The following is a 23,461-nucleotide window of genomic DNA, read 5'->3' as shown; positions in this document are numbered from 1 at the left end:
CGCGCTTGTTGGCGGCGATTGTTGTAGTAGTTGCGAGATCGCCCTGGTGCGATAACCGGGTGGTCAATAGATAAAGAATACTGTCACTTTACCGCTAGAACTACTCTCTCAGTAACAGCAACCTTCCATAATCAAAGTCAGATTAGGCTCGAGAGCACGTGACACCCACACGTGGCCCGATGCCCGTGCCGCGCAATCGGGATACCGTCATCCGTCATCGAAGCATCGCCCTCCTCGATGACATTCGGTGAGACACCGGGGTGCTGCGGACAAGAGACAAGGTCGCCTTTGCGAGCTACAAAGCGCCCATCGAAGCGCATCTTCGTTGAGCCGGTTTCTACCTTGCCACCGTGGTCAGTGGCATCCCCAATTCGAATCAGATTAATCACTCAGCCTCCTCAAATCGTTGATCTCCGAAGGAACTACCCCGGTTGTCCATCATTAACGTCATACCCCAAAACCGCTCAATGCACTATCCCGTTCGAAATTCCAAGTCGACGGTCCTGAACGAAATTCATATTCAGGATTAGAGCTTGGTAACTTTCATCATTGCTTTATCAATATCTGATCGGCTTTAATCCAACGAAGCAAATGCTTACCCGATGCGCTAACGTAGTCCACGTAGGCCCACCCATTCGGAGACTGCCTCAATACGGTTACCACATCATTCTGGACGAGATAGGCTCGACTAGCGTTCCCGTCATCGGGAGCCGTAAACAGAGTCGCTTTTGCTACCGACACCGTGGCGGTCAGGCCATCAGCCACCGCTTCTTGCGCTACTGCCGTACCTGCAGAGCTACTAGAGCCTTTCGAAAGTGCGGTATCGATCAGTTGCGCATCGAAGCGCGCCCCATCCGCCTTCAGAGCCGCAGCAATTTTCCGATAGGCCTCGCGATTCGTCGATGAAGGTGGGTCACACCGCAAGAGATTGTCGGCCCCTGAAGCATTGCGCATCAGCAAATGCGGGGGCTGTCCTGCATCGATGGACGCTAACTTGTTGCTTGCCGACGGACGATCGTGCGTGAGCATCATCGAGGTTTGGGAATCTGTTCCCCACTGTGCACCTTGACTCGGTTGCCATCCCGCTCCGCAAATCTCTCCGGTTTGCTCGGCCGTAATGCAACCTGTCTTTATCTCAATCATGGAACAGTACTCCCGGTTTAGTACCGTTTCCGGTTGCCCTTGCCCCGTGGACACTGTCCCCTGGTCGTTACGCATAACGATTACATATTGACCTGAAGGGGAGATATTCCATTTGTTGGGCGGCTCCATCTGCGTTCCACCGTCGGTGTTCGGCTCACCTGCTCGTGGCAGCAAGCCAAACGTCGTTCCATTGGGAAAGGAGAAAACTGCTTTCTTCCAGGCCCGACGGGGCAATGGATCTTGAGGGTTCGCCGCGTTGCTATAGATCACTGCAGCTCCGCCAGGCAATGCAAAGCGCAGAGTGGACTGTGGTGCTGCGCTTGCTAGACCCGACCAAAGCATCGTCATCGCAAGCATAGTTGCGGCATGCGTGATAAGTATGCACGGGGTACCTTCCCGAAACAACGGAACACGCGTAGTCGTAAGTTTTAACGCTGATTTTTTCAAGATGGCATTCCCAAAGCTTGGACCAAACGTTGATAACGTCCCGGCGCAACGGACGCGCCATTTACCTTCGCCATAGCGCGAGTCGGCCCATAATCCTGCAAAATACTGGATTCGTACGCCCCCCTGTTCGCCCCCCAATCCGCTGGATTCCGCGACACTTGTGGATTGTGACTAAAAAACCGCTCTAACGATCCTCTCATGCTCTCCGCCGTCTCACCGGGCCAATTCACATCCTGATCCAAGACGGTGGCGCGCCCGAGCGCAGACTGTAGATAATCCTTGATCCGATAAGGATAACCGTTTGGATACTTACTGATAGCCTGATTGAGACGATCGACGAAATCCTTAATCTGCAGTTCCTGATATAGCGGAGATGATACTCCGTGAGCCATCGATGCAACTGGTGGGCACTTCACCGGTTTACCCATGGTGTCCTTGGAACAGTCACGTCGGAGTGCCTTGTAAAGTTCGGGGCCGATTAGCCGAACGCCATTCGTGAATGTGGGATGCGAATAACCCAACTGTGCGTCGCTACCAGAACCGGTCACGGTCCAGCCGCAATTAGCAAAGTATTGCTGATACGCGTCAGGGTGCGTGTCGCGAAACACCGCGATCTGAACGGCTAACTCGCCCCCACTAGCGTCACCTCGAATAGTCTTCTGCATCGCACCCGCGCTGATGATAGCGATATCGATCGCCTGAACGGTATCCACACAGCCTTCATTCTGAGACATGGCGCGCAGAATCTTCTCTTCTACGTCGCCTAAAGTTCCTTTGGCACGCATTGTTGCTAGCGCTGGGCAACTACCTAGCGAGATTTTGCCTGAGTGCTGTGGCCCATACCAAGGATCAGTCTTGGTATGCATGTAGCGCGTTCCCGTGACGGTCATGCAGCAGCCGCAATCGCACTCCCCCCGCTCTGAATGAAATTCCCGATCAAACCGATCGGATGGAAATGCCACGGTTTTGGGTCCTTCGGAAGGATCTTTATGTCCGTACATTGAACGTCCTCCCACCATTGCAGCTTTTTGATTCGCTCCATTTCGTTCTGCCACTTCCAAGGGACGGCTTTCACGAGCGGGGTGATTTCTTCCCACTTCCCCATGTTGCCGCCCCATTCGCTCTCACATTTGACGACCATGTGAGAGATCGCCTCCGCCAACCACGGCGTTCTCTGTGCGTCAGCGAGCTCTGTAGCGGTAACCGTGCCGTCATGATTCGCGTCAATGGCTTTTTCGAGCTTCTGAATGAGATCGGAAGTAGCCAGTTTGTCAGCGCTAGGCTTGAACTCTGCCAGATCATCCTCCATTGCCAGCCCTGCGACAAACAGATATCGCTTCGACATATCGGCCATTGTCACCGAACTGTTGTCGACGAACTCGAACCCCGGCCAATCCCAAGGGCTGCACAAATTTACTTTGGGATGATCCTTCTCACGCACCCAGCCTTGAAGTGACTTTCCATCCTTCGTACCAACGATCACGTTCCACCAGCGCTTCACTTTTCCGCTCGCATCCTTGTCCTCGCGGGCTACATCTTGCGGTGCCTTTTTATTGAGATCGGCCACCCGGAAGACGTCACGGAAGTCCGTTTCTGGACCGTCCGCAAGGCTCACTTTCAACGGAAAGTTTTTCCAGCCCTTGACGGGCGCCGTCGTAGTCTTATTGACCAGGCTGCTTTCGACCCAGAACGGATCACCGGTCGGCGTCTCGAGCGGCTCCGGTTTTGACGGCGGCTTCGCGTTGGACTTCTTCCCCTTGCCAGCAGGAACAGCCGGCGCCGGCTGGGCAGCAGGAATGGTGACGGTCTTGGGCTGTACCTTGACCCATCGTGATTTCGGATCACTGACCGGCACCAACTTCAAATTCGTCTGCTCGAGCGTGTAGTCCGGATCTGGAATCTTCGTGACAAGCTTCGCGCCAGTAAGGATTTCCAGAAACGGCTTATCGGAATCCGTATCCGGCAACTCCTTCGCACGCGCCTGACTCTTCGTGACGAATGCTGGCAAATCCGGCCCTGCAAATACTTCCAGATGCAGCAACGGTCGGCTCGGCTGCGGAGGGCTGAGCTTCGCTTCCCGATAGCGCTGATATTGACCGATATGGGCAATGACATCGCCGGCATTCACGCGGAAGGGCTTCTGCAGCACGACTACCTGATCGAGCGGGCCTGGCTGGGGAATAGCCTCAAGTTCGGACTTGAATACGTAACCCCACGGCAGTTGCTGGTCGGGCTGCTGCCCTACCATCGGGCCTACCGGCGTGCCCGCTATGATCTTCGTGATCTTGACCCAACCGTGCACGCCCCCATTGTCGGATTCGTTCACCGAGAGCTCTGTGCCCTCCGGCAGCAAGCCAAGAATCTTGCCCTTACCTGGAGTAATGCGCACCCGAACACCCGATACTGGGCCCGGCAGCGGCGTATTTGCGTCACATTGCTGCCCACGGAGCTTGTCCGAATCGTCCGACTTCGGTTTAGGTAAGTCTTGCTGGTTCGGCTTCAGCGCCTTATACGTGCGGTCAGCTTGCCAATACGCTGGCGGCGTAAGCTTGGGGGCCTTGGGATCCGCGCCCGGCGCTTTAGCCTTATCGAGGGCCGCCTTATAGCTTTCCCAATCAAGCGTGTGCATGTACAAGCTGAAAAACGTCAGCGTTTCATCGGGGGTGGGCTCGATGGTGCTGGGGCCGGCGCTGGAGCGGGTGCCGCTGATGCAGGGGGCGTGCCGTTGGCCCCCGGTGCCGCAGTTGGCGCGGACGCACCGTTCGGTGAAGTCGACGCCGGCGATGCGGGTGCTCCATTTGAAGGCGTCGGCGCAGGATCCTGCTTTTTCGGCGCGGGAGGAAGCGTCAGGGTGTGCCGGACCAGTACAAAGCCCGTCGAGTAAAGTGCGCGGCGCTTATCCTGGTAATTCAGCTCTGGATATTTCTTGTCGAGCCGATACGCAACCACCTCACCGGTTGCAATCGCGTGTACGCCCTCGTCCTGTTTCAGGCTCTCGGCAGTTTTCTGCCCGAAGTGAATGCCACCGTGCCAGATGCCGCTCGCTCCAAGCGGATAGAACCCGTCCTCGGCGTTTGCAAGCACCTTCATGTAGGTCATCGAATCCGTCGGATCGGTCGCGTTCGCCGAGCTCGTCGCGTCCATCGCGGCATCGGCCGTCGCAGTCGGCGAGAACGGGTAGCTCCACGCTAGCGGTCCAGATGCAGGCTTGGCGGAGTCGGACGCGGGCTTCCCTTCTGGTGCGGATTTCTTGGGAGGATAATGGGGGGCGTGCTTGTTCGTCATCGCAGTTGGAATAGCAATTCGTGATCGCGTTTAGGGAACAGGTTGAATCCCGGTCAGCCTGAAAAATCGTCCGCGTAACCGCCGTGCTTAGACACCGGCGTGCCGTTCAGCGGATCGCGTAACGTCATGGTCGAAGCTCCCGGCTTGTCCCATGACGCGCATTTTTCGAGAATCTGACCAGATGTTCCGTTCTCGATCAGGCTCGGCGTGATCTTGATATACGACCCACCGACGTTGAGAATCAGCTCCTTTTCCGCGCGTAGAACCACCCTTCCGGACGCGCTCTCGATCATGATGTCCTGTTGTGCAAGCATCGTCAGCGCATCGTTCTGAGCTTGGATTTCGACAGGACCTTTGGTGGCGAATATCTTGATTCCAAGGTTTTGAGCATACAGACTGATCTTGTCCATGACGCTCGCGAGAAGCGACTTCCCGGCCGCGAGGTTGACATTCTTTCCCGATACCAGATTGACCTGTTGATTCGCCGAAGCGTGAAGGGATTGCTGGCTTGAAATACCGACGCCGGCCGGACTCGACAGCAGCATGGCCGGCTTCGCAAAGCCGTTGGCATTGCCCGTACCACCACCGGCCGTTCGCCCCCTTTGGTGACGCCCGGAACGCTACCCTGCGTCATCTCCGTAAAGGCCTTCAGCGCATCACTTCCGTCCTGCAGGCTCTCAGCGCGGTTCGTTTCGCTCGCCTGCGAGACGGTCTCGAACACGGCTTCCGCGGCCGCAAGCTGATCCGTTGCTGCCGACACGTTCATCGGTTGCACGGCAGCCGCGTGGGTCGAGATCGACAGGCCTTGCACCGCCCGAATCGCACCATGCGCCTCCGACTTGAGATCGAAGCCGCTACCGACGAACGACCCGCGCGTGTTGTCGGACTGCTCAATCAGGTAACCCAAATGCAGATGCGAGCTGTAGCTTGACGAGTAAAGGTGAACTCGGTTCTGACCGCTCGCGTCGTCCAGGACTAACTGGTTGAAACCGTCGCCGCCGTATTCACGGGACCGGAATCCAGACAGCAGGCCGTGCGTATGCCAGACCGGCATTGTTGCGCCCCCATGCAGTCTCGATATGATTACCGGCCGGTCACAATCACCGTTCACGAACCCTAGGAGTACCTGGTCACCCTTGCGCAATGGGAAGTAGCCGCCACGCTTTGCACCGGCGTCCGGCATCGCCGCACGAATCCACGACGTGGACTTCGTATTGCGATCGTTCCGGCTGTTCGATGTGCGGACCCGCACACGGTTACCGTCGTCGGTCAGGATTTCCTCATCGCTGTCCGTCACTACGATCGCCGTCTGCAGGTGCATTTCCGGCTTCTCGTGCTCAAACGGACTGCGGAACGGCGTCTTACGGCGTTGCGCTTCAATCTCAACATGGAAGAATCCGACACCTCCATCGCGGTGGCTCACGGTCGCACCGGTCCCGGTCGCCTGGACCTGCTCTATTTCGCTGCGCAAGCTGCGCGGAAACCGCGTGAGCGCGTCCATGCCCGGAAGGTTGTTCTGAATTAGCCAGTCGCTCGCAATGATCGACAACTCGCGCTCTTCCTCCGGCTGCATGTCCAAAACCGGATGCCCCGACACCTTGAACCAGTAACCGGGCAGCGCATAGCGCGGACTACCGATCGCGAAATAGCGCTTCGATCGGGACGCCCACTCCTCGGTGCGGATTCGGGCCTGTTGTTCGCCAACGTCGGAAGCAGCCCAAGTCTGTGAGCCGGTATAGAGGTAGTCTTCGCCTTGACCTGGAAATTCCTCCAGGCTCGCCGCCGGCATGCTGACTTGTTTGTCGAGATCGGGCCGTTTGTAGTCGGCTGTACCAATGGTCAGGGTCTCGCTTTGTGCGTCTTGCTGCTCACTCAACTGAGTGAGTCCGTCAAAATCTTCATCCGTACCGGCATGACTGAATTTCATCTCGGAATTCGGCAAGGGAGGGCCGAAATAAAGATCGTCCATCATGACGACCTTGTGCGATTGACCATCGCTCGCGAAATCGAAGCGCATAAATACCCCGACTTCCTCCAGACTCCGGTGCACGAAATTCCAGTCGGTCTCCCACTGCACGCGATGCGAATACGAGCGCATCACCCCGCGCAGCTCCTGCCCGTAATTACCAGAGGCCTGCGGGTGCTTGTTCAATACATCTGTCAGGATCTGCCAGCCGCTGGCTTCCTGCCAGTCGCGCCGATCGCTGCTGAGCTTCAAAAAGCTCAACCAGGACGAGAACTGAAGCTGAAAGTAGGACACGGTTCCGTCGTATCCCAACCGACGAGCCCGTTGCACATAGCCATGAATTGGCAAGTAACTGCCGTCCGTCTGTCGAATCCAAAGCGTGACGGGCTTCAGGATCAGCTCATTGAGCTTGATCTTGTCACCCATGATCGATGAGGCGTCGACAACCACCTCGAAATTGCGTCCCAGACGAGCATGGAGCTTAACGTACAACGGAACGAGCCAATCCTCGCCGAGCGGCGTGTCGAGCTTGATTATGCGATCGAACTGCGTGTGCCCACCACGCAGGGCCTTCAGTAATACTCCCCCGCCCATGAGGATACCCCGTCACGTGTCGACAAGTCCGGCTGTCACTACCCTCTCAGAGCCGCACTTGCAAATATTAAATTCGACGCCTTTGTAATGTAACTTTCTATTCCTTCAATTACCATACGAATCAGGCGCTAATTAAATTCGTCTCGGATAATGCGCTATTTCAAATCATCCTTCGACGAAGCCCCACTAGAATCATATGATAATACGTGTATTCCATCGTAGAGTGACCCATCAGACGGAATATCAGCGATTGTTAAGCCCCATTCACCTGTGACCGCACTTCTCTAGTACCGCTCCACCTTTAACCACTCTGTCGGAGCGGTCGCGAGAAGTACCACGCCCCTCCCCGATCTTCGAGTTGGAAACGAAGCTCATCGTTAAAGAACGTCACAGAATCCGTCGCCAACAAGCAAAAACGGCCGCCGTGACCCCACGGCAGCCGTCCCTCAGAAACGCCCCAAACTCAAACCACCAACCAGCCCTTACTCATCCACCTTAAAAGCCGAAACCAACTTGGTCAATTCCGCCGCCTGCTGCTTCAAACTCTCCGCTGCCGCCGCACTTTCCTCGACCAAAGCCGCATTCTGCTGCGTCATCTGATCGAGCGACTGCACCGCATCCCCGATCTGATCAATGCCAGCACTCTGCTCCAGGCTAGCCTCTGCAATCTCGCTCATCATCGCGCTAACGCCCTGAACCTGCGACACCACATCACTCATCACCTTCCCCGCCTCACTAACGAGCCGCGACCCGGCACCCACCGTCCCCGCGCTGTGCTCGATCAGCGCTTTAATCTCCTTCGCCGCCTGCGCACTACGCTGCGCCAGATTCCGCACCTCCGAAGCAACAACAGCAAACCCACGCCCCTGCTCTCCCGCCCGCGCCGCCTCCACCGCGGCATTCAACGCCAGAATATTCGTCTGAAACGAAATACTGTCGATCATCACGATGATCTCGGAAATCCGTTGCGAAGCGTCACTGATCTGCTCCATCGTCGTCACGACCTCGCCCACCACCTGCCCACCACGCGCCGCCGTATCCGCCGCGCCATTGATCATCTTCGCGGCCGTCGTCGCCGTCTCGGTGTTGTTGCGCACCACGGCCGTGATCTCTTCCATCGACGAAGCCGTTCGCTCCAGGTTGCTCGACTGCCCTTCGGTGCGCTCGCTCAGATCCGCATTCCCTGACGCAATCTGCGCCGATCCGGTCGCGATCGAAGCCGAAGCCGCCCGAATCCGATGAACGAGCGTCGACAGCGACGACACGAACCGATTGAACGCATCCGACAACTGCCCGATCTCGTCCTCGCTCTCCACCGTCATGCGGCGCGTCAAATCCCCCTGCCCGCTGGCAATCTCCGACAACAACGTAGCCGCCCGACGAATCGGCGCGGCAATCGCGCGCCCCACCAGCCAGATCACGAGCAACGCAACTCCAAGCCCCACCACCGCCGCCACCAGCGCCGCGCTGCGGATCGCGCGCGTTACCGGCCCGAGCAGTTCGGCCTGCGGCACCTGAACGACCACATACGCATTCAGTTCCGGAATGAACGACGTCGCGATAAACCGCGCGCCGCCATCACCCTCGTAGCTCAGGTACGCATACGGCTTGCCCGCAAGCAACGTCGACGACGCCTCGCCCGGCAGTCCCGGCTCGTCCTTCATAAAATGCTTGCCGTCGATCAGCGACATATCGCGATGCATCATGATCGCGCCGTCGGGTCGCACGAGGTAAGCAAACCCGGTCTCGCCGATCCGATAAGCCGAAAAACCCTTCGCGAGCGCATCGACGGACAGGCTCATGCACGCCGCGCCGATCGGCACGCCGTCGAGTTCCACGCGGCTGTTGATGAACATCATGTAGCCGCCGACGGTCACCTCGCGATCCATGTTCACGTCGTACGCCTTGCCGGACGACAGGAAACTGGTCAGCCACTGATCCTTGTCGGTCACCTTCCGCTGCAGGCCGGCTTCGTTGTAGTAGTTGCCGCTCTTCACCGACACCCACTGCACGGACGCGGCCTTCTGCTCGTCCTTCACGTTCTTCGCGAGTTGAATCCAGTTGCGCGTGCCGGCATCGGGTTCGCCGTCGGCTTCCCATTGCAGCAGGAACGCATCGCGCGCCAGAATGCGCGACGCGGCGATCGGGCCGGCCATCTGGCGCTGCACGTCGGCGCGAATGCCGTTGACGGCGGTCGGCAGCTCTTCGCGGACGACGCGATCGCGCACCGCGTTGCCGATCAGACGAACGCTGAGCCCGCTCGAAATCGCGACGAACACGAGCAGGCAACTCGTCATGCTGAGAATCAGCTTGTTCTGAATGGAAAGCTTTCGCCAGAAATGCATGGGGAACCCTCGATAACCGCTCGGTCTGAGCCAGATTGGGTTATCGGCAGGCGGGCGCAGAAACGCATCGCTGATTTCAGATAGCGATCATTCGAGATTCGTTATGTTATTGATGGGCAGGCATACGCGGCCGCCTATATGCACGAGGAACAGCGCAAATACGAGGCACTGATCAATACGCAACGAAGATCGTCACCCGTCGATTTCGCGCCCTTGAAGCCGCATCGTCCCCCGCGACAAGCGGCTGCGTATCGGCTCGCCCGATCGCCGCCAGCCGATGCGGCGCGACACCGCGCTCGGCCAGGTAGCGCACCACACTCCCCGCCCGCGCCGACGATAGCTCCCAGTTCGATTCGTATTTCGCGTTCGCGATCGGCACGCTGTCCGTGTGGCCTTCGACGAGGATGTCGCCGGTTGTATGCGCGCTCAATGCCTGCGCGATCTGGTTCAGCACCGGCGACGAATCGGGCAGCAAGCGTGCATCGCCGACGTTGAACAGTATCTTCGCGTCGATACCGATCTCGACGCCATGCGGCGCCTTCACCAGCGAAATGCGTCCATTCGACTTCAACGAATCGAGCAACGCGAGCCACGGCGGCGCAGGATCGGACTTGGCAGCATCGACGGAAGCAGTCGCAGCACCCCCAGCCTGCCGCGCAAGCGTCTGATACCGCGCATCGAGCGCGTTGTATTTCGCGAGCTGAAGCACATACAGTGCGAGAAACAGCACCATCAGCGTCGTGATGAGATCCGCGTACGAAATCAGCCAGCGTCCGGACTGCGCGCCTTCGAGTTCGTCATCGTCGCGATCGGCAGCCGATGCGCCGTCAGTTCGAGCAGTCATGCTGTCGGGAATCCGGGTTCGTCATGCGATACAGATACAGGCCCAGGCGCAAGCACGAAGCACACGCACATCACGCCAGCGTTTCCGCCGCCCGGCCGCGCACATCGCCGGTCAACCGCGTTTCGATCGTATGCGGCGATTCCTTGCGCGAGATCGCGAGCAAGCCATCGAGATACAGCTTGCGGAAGCGCATCTCGCTATCGATCTGCGCGCGCAGCTTGCCGTACAGCGGCAGGAACACGAGGTTCGCGAACGCGAGCCCGTACAGCGTCGCGATGAACGCCACCGCGATGCCCGGCCCAAGCTGCGCCGGTTCGAGAATATGGCTCGTCACCTGCACGAGCCCGAGCACCGAGCCGAGAATGCCGAACGTCGGCGCATAGCCGCCGGCCTGCTGCCACACGCGCACGGCGGCGAGGCGGCTGCGTTCGTACGCGTCGAGTTCGCGCTGCAACGCATCTTCGAGCACCGCGGTCGACACGCCGTTCGCCAGCAGTTCGAGCCCGCGTCGCGCGAACGGATGAATGCCGCTCACGTCCATCGATTCGAACGCGAGCAGCCCGTCGAGCTTCGCGCGATCGCCCCATTCGAGCAGGTCGGACAGGTTCTTGCGATCGACTTCGCGCGCCCGCACAAACGCGAGCCGCAACTGCTTCACCGCGTCGAAGAAGCGCGCCCACGTGTTCTGGATCATCACCGCGCCGAGCGTGCCCCCGAGCACGATCACGAGCGCCTCGAACTGGAACAGCATCGAGAAGTGCCCGCCTTCCAGCGCGAACCCGAACACGATCGCCGCGCCGCCCAGCACCACGCCGACCAGGGTCAACAGATCCATATGCGTTCTCCGTATCACGCATCCGACGCTGAAGCCGATGCGACGGCCGTCGCACCCGCGGCAGGCGCCTTCGCCACACGTACGGCCTCCAGCACGCGCTGTTCAATCTCGTCGATCTCGACCGGATCGAGCTTGAGTTCGCGACGCATCACCCACGACACCTCGTTGCGCCGCGCCTCGGTCATCACGGAAAACAGCTTGTCGGCCACCGCGCGATCGTCGAGGTTCGCGATCAGCTTCGCGAGGTCATAGGTATCGAACGCGCTGATCACGTCGAACAGCGTGCGCTGGTCGATCCAGACAAGATCCTCGAGCGCGCGCACGTCGCCGCCGCGGCGCCCGTTGCGGCGCGAGAAGTACGCCACGCCCTTCTGTTCGACGTAGTTGAGCACCTTCGATTTGCGGAACGCGAACACTTCTTCCGCGATCTCGCCATTCGACAGCTTGTTGAGCAGCAGCGTCTTGTCGACGCCGATCAGCGATTCGAGATCGGCCAGTTCGATGAGTTCGAGTTCGCTGTTGATGGACACGTCGAGATCGTGATCGGCGACCTGTTGCGCGCGGTCGATCAAGCGCGCGGCGTCGAACGTGACGACCTGGCGCGCATCCGACGAAGCCGCGTAGTCGCTTGCGCCGCCGGGGCCGTCGGCCTGCGCGGCTTCGATCGTGACGAGGTTGAGCTTCTCCATGCGTCGCAGCATCGCGAGCACGTGCGGCCGGGAATGGCCGGCAATCGCGCGGCATTTGCGGATCACTTCGGCCAGCGGCACGGACGTTTCGGCCGCATGCGCCTGCATCGGCCGGCGCGCCCACGTATCACCCGATTCGCGCGCGTCGGCGCCGGCCATCAGCGACAGCACGTGCGCATACGACAGCACGCCCGGCATGAAGTCCGCATGCGTATAGGTCGCGAGCTGATCGTCCTTGCGCTTCACGCGGCGGATCATCGTTCGCACGATATGGCGCAGCAGCGCGGACACGCGCTCGATTTCTTCATCGAGCACGCCGGCCGGTACGACCGTGAGCTGACAGAACGACAGCGCCTTCGCGGTATGCGCACGCGGTTCGGCGGCGAGCAGCGCCGATTCGCCGAAGAACTCGCCGCGGCCAAGCGTCGCGATGATCACGCGCTTGTCGTCGCAGCGCGTGGACAGCTCGACCTTGCCGTCGGTAATGAGGAAGAGGACGGGCTCGCCCGCGAAGCCCTCCGAATAGATGATTTCTCCGGGCGCCGCGGTACGCGTCCACGATTGCTGACGATTCAAGTCGATTCCCCTGCTGCGCTGGTTATTGCGGACCGCGCGTCGCACGTCTGCAGCATGCGATCACGAGTCGTCCCCGTGACTCGTTTACGTCATCGTGCGCAACATCCTTTAGGGCATTCGTACTCGTTTCGAACCGAAATCAAGGTGAAACGTTTGCGGATTGCGCGGGCACAACGATCGTTCGTTTCGCCGCTTGCGCAAGTAGTGAAATTGAAAGCCTGCCGCGATCGACCGCGCCAGGTCAGAACTCCATGTCGAGCTCGTCGATGTCTTCGTGCTCGGCCTTCGCCTCCTCGATCCACTCGGCGACGAACGGATGCGCGAGGACGCGCATGCAGTACTCGGCGACGTCCGGTTCGAGCTTCACGTCATAGGTCAGGAAGCGCGTGACGACCGGCGCATACATCGCGTCGGCGATGCCGATCTCCGCACCGAACAGCCAGGGGCCGCCGTACTCGGCCAGGCACTCGCGCCAGATCGTCACGATCCGCTCGATGTCGTGCTGCGCGCGCGACCAGATCCGGAAGCCGGGGAAATGCCCGCGCAGGTTCATCGGCAGCGCGGATCGCAACGCGCTGAAACCGGAATGCATCTCGCCGCAGATCGACCGGCAATGCGCGCGTGCATGCCGGTCGTCGGGCAGCAGCCGCGCCTGCGGGCGGATCTCGTTCAGATATTCGGCGATCGCGAGCGTGTCCCACACCGCGTTGCCGTCATGCGTCAGGCACGGCACGAGAATCGATGGCGACAGCAGCAGCAGCTCCGCGCGCGACGTCGCATCGATCGGCACGCTGATCGTCTCGAACGTGAGCCCGCTCAGCTTCGCGAGCAACCAGCCGCGCATCGACCACGACGAATAATTGCGGCTGCTGATGGTCAGCGTCGTCCGTGCGTTGGATTCCATGTTGCTCCCCTGCTGAATGTCGTTCGTGCCCCTGCACCGTAAACGGACGCGCCGCATGACCGGCCGCACCACGCCTGTGCGGTCCGTTCGCCGAACTGGCGCAACGCGGCACGGCATCGCGGCACGTATCGCACGCCGACCAGCGCGGCTATGCACGGCCTTTGCCCTGCCGCGATCACGTACCGCGCGCCGCCGCGGTCCGGAACCACGTGCAACGCGCGTGCCAGCGAGCATGCTGGCATACGGCTTGCCTCGTTCCCTTCACTGCGGCGTCACGAGCGACGGTCATGAATCTGCTTGCCTATCCGTTTTATCAATGGTCTGCGGAATGCCTGCGCCCGGCGCGTGCCTGGGCGGCCGCGACGCGCGCGACGATGTCGCTGTGGCCGCCGGCGACTTCGACGCCGACGGGCCGCATGGTCGACGCGCTGTGCGAACTGCTCGAATGCTGCGCGTTCTCGCACCGGCGGCCGCCGTTCGGCATCGCGTCGGTCGTCGTCGACGGCGAAACGGTGCCGATCGTCGAGGAAGCCGCGACGACCACGCCGTTCGGGACGCTGCTGCATTTCCGCAAGGCCCGGCCGGTCGCGCGCCAGCCGCGCGTGCTGATCGTCGCGCCGATGTCCGGGCACTTCGCGACGCTGCTGCGCGGCACGGTACGCACGATGCTGGCCGACCACGACGTATACATCACCGACTGGCACAACCCGCGCGACATCCCGCTGGCGGCCGGGCGTTTCGGTTTCGACGAGTACGTCACGCACGTGATCGACTTCATCCGCCACATCGGCCCGGACGCGCACGTGCTGGCGATCTGCCAGCCGACCGTCGCGTCGCTGGCGGCAGTCTCGCTGATGGCGGCCGGCGGCGATCCGGCGCAGCCCGCGAGCCTCACGCTGATGGCCGGCCCGATCGACTGCCGCGTGAATCCGACGAAGGTCAACGAGCTCGCGACGAGCCAGCCGATCGAATGGTTCGCGCGCAACCTGATCAGCGTCGTGCCGACGGGTTTCGTCGGCGCGCAGCGCTGCGTGTATCCGGGTTTCGTGCAAGTCGGCGCGTTCATGTCGATGAACCCGGACCGGCATGCGGCGTCGTTCGCCGATCTGTACTACGAACGCGCGAAAGGCGACCCCGCGAAAGCCGACACGTTGCGGCACTTCTACGACGAATATTTCGCGACGGCTGATCTCACCGCGGAGTTCTATCTGGAAACGGTCGAGAAGGTGTTCCAGCAGTACGCGCTCGCGCGCGGCGAGCTGGCGGTGGGCGACACGCTCGTCGAACCGGCGGCGATCCATCGCACCGCGTTGTTGACGATCGAAGGCGAGAAGGACGACATCTGCGCGGTGGGCCAGACGGTGGCGGCGCAGGAACTGTGTTCGGGGTTGCCGTCGTACCTGAAGACGCACCATGTACAGACGGGTGTGGGGCACTACGGCGTGTTCAACGGTAGCCGGTGGGAAACGCAGATCTATCCGATCGTGCGGGCGACGATCCACGACAACGAGCCGTACGATCGCACCGCGGATGCGCAAGGCGACACCAGCGGCACTCACTACGTCACGCTGCGTGCGCTGCTCGATGCGCGCGCAGCCGCGATCGATGCGGCGACCGAAGCGCAATCGGATCACGCGCACTGAACGCGGTTAGCGACACAGCGAATCGCCCCGCCGGAGAGGCGGGGCGATGTTTGCTGCGGCATCAGGACGGCGCGCGAGCGAAACCACCCGCGCGCCGGCCGGCTCGTTACGAGCAGGCCTTGCCGTGCGACGCGTGGTAGCCCTTCGCCTTCGCGTCGGCTTCCGACATGTAGCTGCCGTGCTTCGTCTTGCCGTAGTACTTGTCGGTCGAGCAGTGATAGACCTTCGAGGCATCATTCGCCCACACCTTGCCCGCGCCGCCGCCCGGCGCTGCGGCAGTCGTCGCGGCCGCACTCTTCGCGGGTGCGGTGCCCGATGCCGGCGCGGCGGAAGCCGCCGTTGCGGGCGCGGCGGCCGGTGCGCTCGCCGCGGCGGCGGCCGATGCGCCGTACCACGTCTTCACGCCCTTGTGACCAGCACACGCGCCCTTCTTCGATGCGCCCGAGTAGAACGAACCGTCCTTGCACAGCCCGGTCGTGCCGGCCGGCGCGCTGGCCGGAACCTGCGCGAACGCACCGATCGACACACCCATGCCGGCGACCAGCGCGGCGATCAACATCGTTTTTTTCATGGTCCTCTCCTGATTTGCCTGAATGACGAAAACTTCCGGGGCCTTCCCGGCAACAGCGACGGTTACCGCACCCAGCGGCACACGCGGTGATGGTGATGATCGAGGTGGCACACGCGGTGCGAATGCGCTTCGGCCAGTGCCGGCACGAGCACGGCGCAAGCCAGTGCGGTGGCCGTCAGGATCTTCGCGATGCGGTTCATGGTGAAACTCTCCCGGACAGGTCAGCCGGCGATCCGGCTGGTACCTCCTTAACGCCGGTCGTCGACGGGCCGTGCACCGCACCCGTGTGCAATTGACGATCTTTGACATCGCCTCGTCAATCGATGCTCGAAGCTGACGAATGTCTTTCTTTTCTTTCTGGTTCTTCAGCTTCGCGATCGTTTGGAATTCGAAGGAATGTGTCTAAGCGAAAGGCCGTTCGCGAAAGTCAGCGGAGCAAGAAAAAACCGCCTGAATGCAGGCGGTTCGTCGAAAACGCACACCCAACCGGCACGCTACGCACCAGCTTCGCCCCACGGCGTCGGCTCCGGCACAGCGCACGGGCCGTCGACGTCGATCGATTTGAAGTCGGCAGGCCCGACGATCTCCAGGTATTCCATATCCGGCGAGTAGTCGAACAGGTAGTGGACGATCCCCGGCGCCTGGTGCACGCAGTCGCCGGCCGCCACCAGCGTTTCCTGTTCGCCGTACATGAAGCGCGCCCAGCCTTTCAGCATGATCACGATATGGAACTCGGCCTCGTGACGGTGCCAGCCGGTGCCCGCCTCCGGTGCATGATTCGCCCTGACGAGTTGCGCGACGACCTTGCCGTTCGTCGCGGCCGCGATACCGAGATCGCGGTACAGGAAGAAGTCGCGCAGGCCCTCGCCTTGAAAGACGGTGTCCTGCGGCTTCACATGGGAAAAAGCGGTGGTGGTCGGCGTGCTCATCGCGGTGCTCCTTCATCGAAAGGATCACGCGAGACAAGCATTAAGCGTTCCAGTTTTGCGGCGGTGCGAAACCGTGTGCGTACTTACTTCAACCGCCCCGACAGAAACTGCCCGAGCCGCTCGCTCTTCGGATTCACGAGGATCTGTTGCGGATCGCCCTCTTCCTCGATCTTCCCCTGATGCAGGAAGATCACGTGGTTCGACACGTTGCGCGCGAAGCCCATCTCGTGCGTGACGACGACCATCGTGCGGCCTTCCTCCGCGAGCTTCTGCATCACCTTCAACACTTCGCCCACCAGTTCCGGGTCGAGCGCCGACGTCGGTTCGTCGAACAGCATCACTTCGGGCTCCATCGCGAGTGCACGCGCAATCGCCACGCGCTGCTGCTGGCCGCCCGACAGGTGCGACGGATACATGCCCTCGACGCGCGGCGCGAGGCCGACCTTCTCCAGATACTTGCGCGCCCGGTCGATCGCCCCGTCCTTGCCGACGCCGAGCACGGCCATCGGCGCCTCGATCACGTTCTCCAGCACCGTCATGTGCGCCCACAGGTTGAAGTGCTGGAACACCATCGACAGCTTCGTGCGCATGCGCTGCAGCTGCTTCTGGTCGGCCACGCGCAGCGAACCGTTGCGGTCGCGCGTGGTCTGGATCGGCTCGCTGCCGATCGTGATCTGCCCCGAGCACGGTTGTTCGAGGAAGTTGATGCAGCGCAGGAACGTGCTCTTGCCGGAGCCGCTCGAGCCGATGATGCTGATCACGTCGCCGGCCTTCGCCTTCATCGACACGCCCTTCAACACCTCGTTGTCGCCGAATTTCTTGTGCAGGTTGTCAACGGTAAGCTTGTACATGCGGGTCCTTCGTTGCGGATCGTGCGAATACGTTAGTGGCCGCGCGGCGAGAGATACGCAAGCCAGCGCGTCTCCAGCTTGCGGAACGCCCAGATGAGCGCGAACACGACGACGGCGTACAGCACGGCCGCGATGCCGTAGGCCTGGAACGACATGTACGTCGCCGAATTGACATCGCGCGTGACCTTCAGGATGTCGGGCACGGTCGCGGTGAACGCGAGCGTCGTCGCGTGCAGCATCAGGATCACTTCATTGCTGTAGCTCGGCAGCGAGCGACGCAGCGCGGACGGCAGGATGATGCGCGTATGGAGCTTGAAGCGCGACATCCCGTAGGCCATCCCGGCCTCGACCTCGCCGGCCGACGTCGCCTTGATCGCGCCTGCGAAGATCTCCGTCGCATACGCGCATTCGTTCAGCACGAACGCGAGCAGCGTGCAGTTCATCGCATTGCGGAAGAACGTGTCGAGCAGCACGTGGTCGTGCACGACCTGCAGGCTGTAGATGCCCGTGTAGCACATCAGCAACTGCACGTAGAGCGGCGTGCCGCGGAACACGTACGTATAGAGCCACACGGGGCCGGAGATCCAGCGGTTCGACGATGCCCGCGCGATCGCGAGCGGCACCGCAAGCGCGAAACCGAGCGCGATCGACACGACCAGCAGCCACAGCGTGATCGCGAGGCCGCTGAAACGGTAGCCGTCGGAATAGAGATAGCTTTGCCAGTACTGGCCGACGAGTTCGATCACAGTGCGAGCCTCCGGACACCGATGGAATAACGCTTCTCGAGGTGATGCAGCACGACGTTGGACACCGTCGTGATCGCGAGGTAGATCGCGCCTGCCGCCAGCGTGAAGAAGAAGAAATCGAGCGTGCTCTTGCCCGCGTCCTGCGACGCCTTCACGACGTCGGCGAGGCCGATGATCGACACGAGCGCGGTGGCTTTCACGAGCACCTGCCAGTTGTTGCCGATGCCCGGCAGCGCGAAGCGCATCATCTGCGGGAACAGGATGCGGTGAAATACGCGCCAGCCGCTCATCCCGTATGCGAAGCCGGCTTCGAGCTGGCCGCGCGGCACCGACAGGAACGCGCCGCGGAACGTCTCGGTGAAGTACGCGCCGTAGATGAAGCCCAGTGTGACGACGCCGGCCGCGAACGGGTCGATGTCGATCTGGTCCCAGCCGAGCAGGTCGGTCACGTCGTTCAGCAGGATCTGGATCCCGTAGAACAGCAGCAGCATCAGCACGAGATCGGGCACCGCGCGGATCAGCGTCGTGTAGAACGTGCCGACCGACTTGAGCACGCCGTTGGCCGACAGTTTCGCGGCCGCGCCTGCAAGGCCCAGTATCAGCGACGCGGCGAGCGACAGCACCGCGAGCTTCACGGTCTCGACCGTGCCGGCCCACAGCAGCGGGCCAAATCCTTGGAAGATCATATGAGGGACCCAGAACGAGGTGACTGGATTGTCGATAGCCATTAACGGCGCATCAAACGAGTTCTACGCACGACGTGATGCTGCCGGCTCATCAAGCCGGACGTATCACGCGAACGGCGCGGCGAGGGCAATACCGAGTGCGAGTTTCTTCATGGCGTTCCTGTCAGAGGCGAACCGGGGCGGGTTCCGGTCGGGCTACCCGCCCTTCCAACCGTGGAATCGGCTCCTTCGGCGACGCCCGAGTTGTACATACAACTTTGCCTTTTCCGGGATAGGGTCAGCAATCCGTGTTTATCTCTAATTGTCGGCGGATTAGGGCTGCGCGCATGATTTTCCTTAATTTTCAATTAATTATTGGTTACGCGAAGCTGCATGACGGCTTTCTTGCGGCGTACGGAAGCCGCCGAGCGACGCGCGGCGGCTGTCTAGACTTCCCCCGGCTGCGACGAATTTTCCACGCCGGCCAGCCGGTCATCCCACGACGGCGTGGCCGCCGCGCGCTCGTCATGCCCCTCGCCCTCGAGCGCCGGTACCGCACGGGGCGTTTACGCCCCCTTTGCAGACGCGCGGCGAGTCTATACACCGTTTCGCCGCGGCGATTCCTAGAATGGGCTTCATGTCCAAGACGAGGCCTCCGCAGTGCGGAGCACGACGTGACGGGGATGAGCACATGACACCGACCAGAACGGAACTTGCCGCTTCATGCGATCTGCTGCCCGATCGCTCGCGGCGCCGCTCCTCCGCGGACGCGCTCGTGCTGCTGTCGATCCGCATCGAAGCGGACGACCTCGCGCTCGTGCGACGCCGGTTGCATCAGGCTGTCGGCGCGGCGCTCAACTTCTATACGGCCGCGCTCGACCACCACACCGGGTGCGCGTGCATCGAGTTCGAAGTCCCGCGTTCGCAGGCATCGCGCGCGATCCTGTCGATCCTGCGCGTGCTGCCGGCCGCCGAGTTCGGCACGATCCGCCTGTTGCAGCACTAGCCGGCGTTCGCCGCCGCCGCGCGCGACACGCGTCACGCGCTTCCCCTTTTCATCGATTCGAACGCGCATGTCCGCACGGCCACGCGCGGCGGATCGCCGTTCCCGTCGCAACGGGTCTTTCCAGGAAACACACGTAATGAAAAAAGCAGTCGTCGGTACCCTCTCGCTCGCCTTCGTCAGCGCCGTCGCGCATGCGCAAAGCAGCGTCACGCTCTACGGGATGCTGGATGCCGGTATCGCCTATACGAACAACCAGTCAGGCAAAAGCGCGTGGCAGCAAGGCAGCGGCCTGCTGTCGAATACGGTCTTCGGGCTGAGCGGCAACGAGGATCTCGGCGGCGGCCTGCATGCGCTGTTCCGCCTCGAAAGCGGTTTCAACCTGAACAACGGCACGCAGTCCTATCGAAACACGCTGTTTGGCCGCCGTGCGTACGTCGGCCTGCAGAGCGATCAATATGGCACGCTGACGCTCGGCCGCCAGTACGATGCCGTGGTCGATTATCTCGGCCCGCTCGCGATGGCGAACAACGGCGACGGCAACAACCTCGCGTCGCATCCATTCGACAACGACAACCTCGACGATTCGTTCTATATCGACAACGCGGTGAAATACACGAGCCCGACGCTCGCCGGCTGGCAGTTCGGCGGCCTGTACGGGTTCGGCAACGCGGCCGGCGGCTTCGCGAACAATCGCGCATACAGTGCGGGCGTGTCGTATGCGAACGGGCCGGTCAGCGTCGGCGCCGCGTACCTGCAACTCAATCGCGGCGGCTTGACGACGGGCGGCGCACTGTCGGCGAACGACGCGCCGAACTTCCCGGCCGCGAGGCAGCGCGTGATGGGCGCCGGCGGCAGCTATGCGTTCGACCGGCTGACGATCGGCGCGTTGTGGACGCATGCGATGTTCGACGAAACGGCCGCGTCGTCGCTGCCCGGCGCACTGAATGCGCTGCGTTTCGACAACTACGAGGTCAATGCGCGCTATGCGCTGACGCCGGCGGTTTCGTTCACGGGCGCCTATACGTTCACCGACGGCCGCTACGACGACGCAACCGGCAGCCACCGGCCGAAGTGGCACCAGGCGACGCTGATGGCCGACTACGCGCTGAGCAAGCGCACCGACGTGTATGCGGAAACCGTGTACCAGCACGCGTTCGGCGTGCCGTCGGGCGCGACGCTCGGGTTCGCGAACGTCACGGGGCTCGCGGCTTCGTCGACGCGTACGCAGGTGGTCGCAACGGCCGGCATCCGGCATCGGTTCTGAGCGCAAGCGGGCCGCGGAAGGCCGGCCGCTCTGTGCAATCCCGCATGGACGCGCACCGGCCGAACGGGGATCATTCAGGGAATCCGGGCCGGCGCGCCCGCGAAACCGGTACACTCGGCGCCGGGCGCGCGCCGGATCGGCATTCGGCGGCGGCCCGCTGCCGACTCTGAATCGTGATCCCATGACCACACCGATCTATCAGGAAATCAAGGACTTCATCCTCGCGCGCATTCATGCCGGCGAGTGGGCGGAAGGCGACCAGGTGCCGTCGGAGAACGAGCTCGCGCGCGAATTCAACGTCGCGCGGATGACCGTCAATCGCGCGCTGCGCGAGTTGACGGCCGAACAGGTGCTCACGCGCACGCGCGGCTCCGGCACGTATGTCGCGTCGCCGAAATACGAATCGACGCTCGTCGCGATCCGCAGCATCTCCGATGAAGTCGCCGCGCGCGGCCACGGCTATCGCGCGCAGGTGCTGCAGGTCGGCGCGGCCGTCGCCGATGCGAAGCTCGCCGACGAACTGCAGCTCGACACCGGCAGCCCGATCTTCCATTCGCGCGTGCTGCATTTCGAGAACGACACGCCGGTGCAACTCGAGGAACGCTGGGTCAACCCGGCCTGCGCGCCCGAATATGCATTGCAGGACTTCACGACGACGACGCCGAACCAGTACCTGACGCGCGTCGCGCCGCTGCAGCGCGTCGAATACCGGATCGAGGCCGCGATGCCCGACACCGAAACGCGCCGTCACCTGACGATGGACGATCGCGAGCCGTGCCTGCTGCTGCATCGGCGCACGTGGTCGCAGGGGCTGGTCGCATCGGTCGCCAATCTGTGGCACCCGGGCAGCCGCTACCGGTTCACCGGGCATTTCTGATCCGATGCCGATGCGCGGGCTCACCTCGCGCGCGGTCGTACCCATCGTTCGATCGCACTGACGGCCCGCTTCAAGCCATCTTCCTGCGCGAGGCGCGCACCGAGTGCCGTCGCCCGCGCCTTCGTCTCGCCCCGTTCGGCAAACGCGATGGCCCGCGCCAGCGCGACGGCTTCCATACGCCGCCCCGCGACCGGCGCAGCCGCGACACCGAGCCGTTGCAGCCGGTTCGCCCAGAAGAACTGATCGCCCGCAAACGGCACGACCACCGACGCAATACCGGCCCGCGCGGCCGAATGCGTGGTGCCCGAGCCGCCGTGATGCACCGCCATCGCGACGCGCGGGAACAGCCAGTCGTGCGGCGTGTCGCCGATCACGCGAACGTGCGCGGGCAGCAGCGACGCGTCGATGCCGCTCCAGCCCGGATAGAACAACGCGCGCCGGCCAGCCAGCGCCTGCGTCAGCGCCGCGGCCATCGCCGCGCGATCGAAGCCGGCCATGCTGCCGAAACCGATGTACACGGGCGGCTCGCCCGCGTCGAGAAACGCCGCGAGTTCGGGCGACGGCGCCCACGCACGCGCATCGATCCGCCACTGGCCGCAAGCCTGCACGTTCGCCGGCCAGTCGGCCGGGCCGGACAGCAGCGCCGGCGACACGCCATACAGCATCGGATGATCGGTCCACACGTGCTGGCGCGGTGGCAATCCGCATACGCCGGCGCGCGCGGCATTCGTCGACTTCCTGAACGCCTGCCACAGCAGCGCATTCACTAGCCGATGGCTCGCGCGATTCAGCCAGCGCGGCAGCTTCCCCGGCGGCAGGAACGGCGACGCGAATTCGGCGGTCGGCGTGATCGGGATCATGCCCGTGCCGATTGCCGGGATGCCGCGATATTCTGCCACCGACAAGCCGACGAACGACACGAGCCCCGACACGAGCAGCGCGTCACAGCCGGCCGACGCGTCCGCCACTTCGCGCATCCACGCGGCCGTGTTCGCATTCGCGATTGCCGCGAGCGCCTTGGAGGTGTCGTTGAAGCCGCCGCGCCCGCGCACCGCATCGGCCAACGCGCCCTCCGGCGCAATCGCACGACGGATATCGCCGGACAGCGGCGCCGACGGCACGCCGAGCGCGGCGGCCGACCCAAGCGTCGCCGCATCGGCCAGCAGTCGGACCTCGTGCCCGGCATCCAGCAGCGCGCGGCCGAGCGCCGCGAGCGGACGCGTGTCGCCTTCGGTGCCGTAGGTGGCGATGACGAGTTTCATGCGGGGCTCCTGGTGCACG

21 protein-coding genes and 1 pseudogene are annotated in these 23,461 nt (G+C 62.3%); 4 read left to right on the top strand and 18 right to left on the bottom strand.

Annotated features, from left to right (window positions below; all coding sequences use genetic code 11):
* Positions 1-137: 137 nt before the first annotated feature.
* The 11 genes and pseudogenes from SY91_RS16965 to SY91_RS16915 form a co-directional block, all read right to left on the bottom strand.
* A complete protein-coding gene (locus SY91_RS16965) occupies positions 138-389 on the bottom strand; it encodes a PAAR domain-containing protein (protein ID WP_185921276.1) in 252 nt (83 codons plus the stop codon).
* A gap of 157 nt (positions 390-546) precedes the next feature.
* Entirely contained in the window at positions 547-1,413 is an 867-nt protein-coding gene (locus tag SY91_RS16960) for a hypothetical protein (RefSeq protein ID WP_185921275.1), read from the bottom strand.
* 173 nt (positions 1,414-1,586) lie between these two features.
* The gene (locus SY91_RS16955) at positions 1,587-2,456 is read right to left on the bottom strand and encodes a hypothetical protein (protein WP_185921274.1); all 870 of its coding nucleotides are present in this window, start codon (positions 2,454-2,456) and stop codon (positions 1,587-1,589) included.
* 20 nt (positions 2,457-2,476) lie between these two features.
* Positions 2,477-4,219, bottom strand: coding sequence for a hypothetical protein (locus tag SY91_RS16950; RefSeq protein WP_185921273.1), 1,743 nt, complete (start codon positions 4,217-4,219; stop codon positions 2,477-2,479).
* A 17-nt stretch (positions 4,220-4,236) separates the two neighbouring features.
* The gene (locus SY91_RS16945; protein ID WP_185921272.1) at positions 4,237-4,734 is read right to left on the bottom strand and encodes a hypothetical protein; all 498 of its coding nucleotides are present in this window, start codon (positions 4,732-4,734) and stop codon (positions 4,237-4,239) included.
* Between the two features lie 194 nt (positions 4,735-4,928).
* Positions 4,929-7,435 (bottom strand): annotated as a pseudogene (locus tag SY91_RS16940) (type VI secretion system Vgr family protein).
* Positions 7,436-7,917: 482 nt separating this feature from the next.
* Positions 7,918-9,780, bottom strand: coding sequence for a methyl-accepting chemotaxis protein (locus SY91_RS16935; protein ID WP_023475003.1), 1,863 nt, complete (start codon positions 9,778-9,780; stop codon positions 7,918-7,920).
* A 172-nt stretch (positions 9,781-9,952) separates the two neighbouring features.
* Positions 9,953-10,624, bottom strand: coding sequence for a flagellar motor protein MotB (locus SY91_RS16930; RefSeq protein WP_023475004.1), 672 nt, complete (start codon positions 10,622-10,624; stop codon positions 9,953-9,955).
* 70 nt (positions 10,625-10,694) lie between these two features.
* Entirely contained in the window at positions 10,695-11,459 is a 765-nt protein-coding gene (locus SY91_RS16925) for a flagellar motor protein (RefSeq protein WP_023475005.1), read from the bottom strand.
* A gap of 14 nt (positions 11,460-11,473) precedes the next feature.
* The gene (locus SY91_RS16920) at positions 11,474-12,724 is read right to left on the bottom strand and encodes a cyclic nucleotide-binding domain-containing protein (RefSeq protein WP_023475006.1); all 1,251 of its coding nucleotides are present in this window, start codon (positions 12,722-12,724) and stop codon (positions 11,474-11,476) included.
* A 241-nt stretch (positions 12,725-12,965) separates the two neighbouring features.
* On the bottom strand, positions 12,966-13,628 hold the full coding sequence (locus SY91_RS16915) for a glutathione S-transferase family protein (protein ID WP_006479581.1): 663 nt from the start codon (positions 13,626-13,628) through the stop codon (positions 12,966-12,968).
* A 287-nt stretch (positions 13,629-13,915) separates the two neighbouring features.
* On the opposite strand from SY91_RS16915, the gene SY91_RS16910 reads away from it, so the two are divergent.
* Positions 13,916-15,271, top strand: a complete 1,356-nt coding sequence (locus SY91_RS16910) for a polyhydroxyalkanoate depolymerase (protein ID WP_012338549.1) — start codon at positions 13,916-13,918, stop codon at positions 15,269-15,271.
* 106 nt (positions 15,272-15,377) lie between these two features.
* Here SY91_RS16910 and SY91_RS16905 read toward each other — a convergent pair whose 3' ends face one another.
* The 6 genes from SY91_RS16905 to SY91_RS16880 form a co-directional block, all read right to left on the bottom strand.
* Positions 15,378-15,842, bottom strand: a complete 465-nt coding sequence (locus tag SY91_RS16905; protein WP_011548278.1) for a DUF3761 domain-containing protein — start codon at positions 15,840-15,842, stop codon at positions 15,378-15,380.
* A gap of 62 nt (positions 15,843-15,904) precedes the next feature.
* Positions 15,905-16,042: an HHHH-motif protein gene (locus SY91_RS16900; protein ID WP_185921271.1), complete on the bottom strand. Its 138-nt coding sequence runs from the start codon at positions 16,040-16,042 to the stop codon at positions 15,905-15,907.
* Positions 16,043-16,336: 294 nt separating this feature from the next.
* On the bottom strand, positions 16,337-16,771 hold the full coding sequence (locus SY91_RS16895) for a cupin domain-containing protein (RefSeq protein WP_006479584.1): 435 nt from the start codon (positions 16,769-16,771) through the stop codon (positions 16,337-16,339).
* Between the two features lie 83 nt (positions 16,772-16,854).
* Complete coding sequence (locus SY91_RS16890) at positions 16,855-17,622, bottom strand: ABC transporter ATP-binding protein (RefSeq protein ID WP_043886654.1); 768 nt, start codon at positions 17,620-17,622, stop codon at positions 16,855-16,857.
* Between the two features lie 32 nt (positions 17,623-17,654).
* A complete protein-coding gene (locus SY91_RS16885) occupies positions 17,655-18,368 on the bottom strand; it encodes an ABC transporter permease (protein ID WP_023475008.1) in 714 nt (237 codons plus the stop codon).
* Positions 18,365-19,054: an ABC transporter permease gene (locus SY91_RS16880; RefSeq protein WP_043886656.1), complete on the bottom strand. Its 690-nt coding sequence runs from the start codon at positions 19,052-19,054 to the stop codon at positions 18,365-18,367. The genes SY91_RS16885 and SY91_RS16880 overlap by 4 nt, the downstream gene beginning before the upstream one ends.
* 670 nt (positions 19,055-19,724) lie before the next feature.
* Between SY91_RS16880 and SY91_RS16875 the strand changes: the two genes are divergently transcribed.
* The 3 genes from SY91_RS16875 (at position 19,725) to hutC (ending at position 22,180) form a co-directional block, all read left to right on the top strand.
* Positions 19,725-20,039: a hypothetical protein gene (locus tag SY91_RS16875; RefSeq protein ID WP_012338555.1), complete on the top strand. Its 315-nt coding sequence runs from the start codon at positions 19,725-19,727 to the stop codon at positions 20,037-20,039.
* Between the two features lie 136 nt (positions 20,040-20,175).
* Complete coding sequence (locus SY91_RS16870; RefSeq protein WP_043886658.1) at positions 20,176-21,303, top strand: porin; 1,128 nt, start codon at positions 20,176-20,178, stop codon at positions 21,301-21,303.
* 181 nt (positions 21,304-21,484) lie between these two features.
* On the top strand, positions 21,485-22,180 hold the full coding sequence (hutC, locus tag SY91_RS16865; RefSeq protein ID WP_012338557.1) for a histidine utilization repressor: 696 nt from the start codon (positions 21,485-21,487) through the stop codon (positions 22,178-22,180).
* 20 nt (positions 22,181-22,200) lie between these two features.
* Here hutC and SY91_RS16860 read toward each other — a convergent pair whose 3' ends face one another.
* Complete coding sequence (locus SY91_RS16860) at positions 22,201-23,442, bottom strand: glycosyltransferase (protein WP_023475009.1); 1,242 nt, start codon at positions 23,440-23,442, stop codon at positions 22,201-22,203.
* Positions 23,443-23,461 lie beyond the last annotated feature (19 nt).

Origin of the sequence: Burkholderia cenocepacia (assembly GCF_014211915.1) — a bacterium.
Taxonomy (GTDB): domain Bacteria; phylum Pseudomonadota; class Gammaproteobacteria; order Burkholderiales; family Burkholderiaceae; genus Burkholderia; species Burkholderia orbicola.
The sequence above is the reverse complement of the archived record's forward strand: the minus strand, read 5'-3'. Positions and strand labels throughout refer to the sequence as shown.

Excerpts from the sequence above, each read along its gene's own strand:
- SY91_RS16955 (WP_185921274.1), bottom strand. The coding sequence starts at position 2,456 with ATGCATACCAAGACTGATCCTTGGTATGGGCCACAGCACTCAGGCAAA.
- SY91_RS16950 (WP_185921273.1), bottom strand. The coding sequence starts at position 4,219 with ATGCACACGCTTGATTGGGAAAGCTATAAGGCGGCCCTCGATAAGGCT.
- SY91_RS16945 (WP_185921272.1), bottom strand. The coding sequence starts at position 4,734 with ATGGACGCGACGAGCTCGGCGAACGCGACCGATCCGACGGATTCGATG.
- SY91_RS16935 (WP_023475003.1), bottom strand. The coding sequence starts at position 9,780 with ATGCATTTCTGGCGAAAGCTTTCCATTCAGAACAAGCTGATTCTCAGC.
- SY91_RS16930 (WP_023475004.1), bottom strand. The coding sequence starts at position 10,624 with ATGACTGCTCGAACTGACGGCGCATCGGCTGCCGATCGCGACGATGAC.
- SY91_RS16925 (WP_023475005.1), bottom strand. The coding sequence starts at position 11,459 with ATGGATCTGTTGACCCTGGTCGGCGTGGTGCTGGGCGGCGCGGCGATC.
- SY91_RS16915 (WP_006479581.1), bottom strand. The coding sequence starts at position 13,628 with ATGGAATCCAACGCACGGACGACGCTGACCATCAGCAGCCGCAATTAT.
- SY91_RS16910 (WP_012338549.1), top strand. The coding sequence starts at position 13,916 with ATGAATCTGCTTGCCTATCCGTTTTATCAATGGTCTGCGGAATGCCTG.
- SY91_RS16905 (WP_011548278.1), bottom strand. The coding sequence starts at position 15,842 with ATGAAAAAAACGATGTTGATCGCCGCGCTGGTCGCCGGCATGGGTGTG.
- SY91_RS16900 (WP_185921271.1), bottom strand. The coding sequence starts at position 16,042 with ATGAACCGCATCGCGAAGATCCTGACGGCCACCGCACTGGCTTGCGCC.
- SY91_RS16895 (WP_006479584.1), bottom strand. The coding sequence starts at position 16,771 with ATGAGCACGCCGACCACCACCGCTTTTTCCCATGTGAAGCCGCAGGAC.
- SY91_RS16890 (WP_043886654.1), bottom strand. The coding sequence starts at position 17,622 with ATGTACAAGCTTACCGTTGACAACCTGCACAAGAAATTCGGCGACAAC.
- SY91_RS16880 (WP_043886656.1), bottom strand. The coding sequence starts at position 19,054 with ATGATCTTCCAAGGATTTGGCCCGCTGCTGTGGGCCGGCACGGTCGAG.
- SY91_RS16875 (WP_012338555.1), top strand. The coding sequence starts at position 19,725 with ATGACACCGACCAGAACGGAACTTGCCGCTTCATGCGATCTGCTGCCC.
- SY91_RS16870 (WP_043886658.1), top strand. The coding sequence starts at position 20,176 with ATGAAAAAAGCAGTCGTCGGTACCCTCTCGCTCGCCTTCGTCAGCGCC.
- hutC (WP_012338557.1), top strand. The coding sequence starts at position 21,485 with ATGACCACACCGATCTATCAGGAAATCAAGGACTTCATCCTCGCGCGC.
- SY91_RS16860 (WP_023475009.1), bottom strand. The coding sequence starts at position 23,442 with ATGAAACTCGTCATCGCCACCTACGGCACCGAAGGCGACACGCGTCCG.